This window comes from Pseudomonas sp. WS 5059, assembly GCF_012985525.1.
GTDB lineage: Bacteria > Pseudomonadota > Gammaproteobacteria > Pseudomonadales > Pseudomonadaceae > Aquipseudomonas.
This window is the reverse complement of sequence record NZ_JAAQWO010000021.1, coordinates 1-1231: the sequence shown is the minus strand read 5'-3', so window position 1 is coordinate 1231 and position 1231 is coordinate 1. Positions and strand designations below refer to the sequence as shown.

Sequence of the window (1231 nt, the reverse complement as noted above, 5' to 3'; positions counted from 1 at the left end):
TGAATCGCCCCGGGTTTCCTAGACACTCTCCAGGCTCGCTGCGTAACGCTTTTCAAACTCTACCGGTGACAGCTGATTGTTGAAACTGTGGCGTCGTTTTGGGTTGTAAAACATCTCGATGTAATCGAACACATCATCCCGAGCATCCTGGCGTGTAGTGTAGATTTTACGCTTGATCCGCTCCCGCTTTAGCAGCTGGAAAAAGCTCTCCGCCACAGCGTTGTCGTGGCAGTTACCTCGACGACTCATGCTGGCTACCAGGTTGTTAGCTTTCAAGAAGCTTCGCCAGTCTGAGCTGCTGTACTGACTGCCTTGATCCGAGTGGATCATCACCTCTTGCTTCGGCTTACGTCTCCAAACCGCCATCAGCAGTGCATCAATGGCTACGTCGCTGGTCATCTGCGACTTCATTGACCAACCAATGATCTGGCGTGAAAACAGATCGAGCACCACGGCCAAATACAGCCAGCCTTCATATGTTCGGATGTAGGTAATGTCTGTGACCCAGACTTTGTTGGGTTCTCTGACATCGAATTGGCGCTTCAGTAAGTTCGGTGAGGCAACGGCTGGTTTACCGCCATATTTTCCCGGCCTCCGTCGATACCCAGTCTGAGAACGTAAACCTTCAAGGCGCATCAACCTAGCTACCCGGTGACGGCCACAGCTCTCACCAACCTCTCGCAGGTCATCATGGATCTTGCGATAGCCATAAACACCACCGCTTTCCAACCAGGAGTGTTTGATCAGTCCAAGCAGTCGCTGATCGTCCTTGGCTCGCGCAGATTTTGGTTCTGATAGCCACGCGTAGTAGCCGCTGGGATGAACCTTGAGCGTCAGGCAAAGCCGTCGAATCGCGTAATGACCCGCTTGCTGCTTAATAAAGGCGTACTTCAGCCGCACTCCTTGGCAAAGTACGCGGCGGCCTTTTTTAAGATGTCTCGCTCCTCCGTCACCCGTTTCAGCTCGGCCCGTAGACGACGAACCTCAGCGCTCTGATCATCCTCCTCAACGCGCTGTTCCTGGGGCTTGGTGTAGCGCTTAACCCAGGCATAGAGGCTGTGCACGGACACACCCAATCGTGCAGCCACCTCCGAGACAGGAAGCTTCTTTTCGGTCACTTGTTTGACCGCCTGGATTTTGAATTCTTCGGGATATCGCTGGTTGCTCATGGCACCTCCTAATGGGCCTCATTTTAAGGCTTGGAGGTGTCTACGAAACTAGGGGCGATTCA

Annotated in this window: 1 protein-coding gene; it reads right to left on the bottom strand. The window is 53.2% G+C overall.

Features of this window, described 5'->3' with window-relative positions; translation table 11 throughout:
* Positions 1–18: 18 nt before the first annotated feature.
* A protein-coding gene (locus HBO12_RS28170; protein ID WP_088500423.1) for an IS3 family transposase occupies positions 19–1169 on the bottom strand; the annotation gives its coding sequence in 2 pieces (ribosomal slippage) (positions 19–935 and positions 935–1169; 1152 coding nt in all).
* Positions 1170–1231 lie beyond the last annotated feature (62 nt).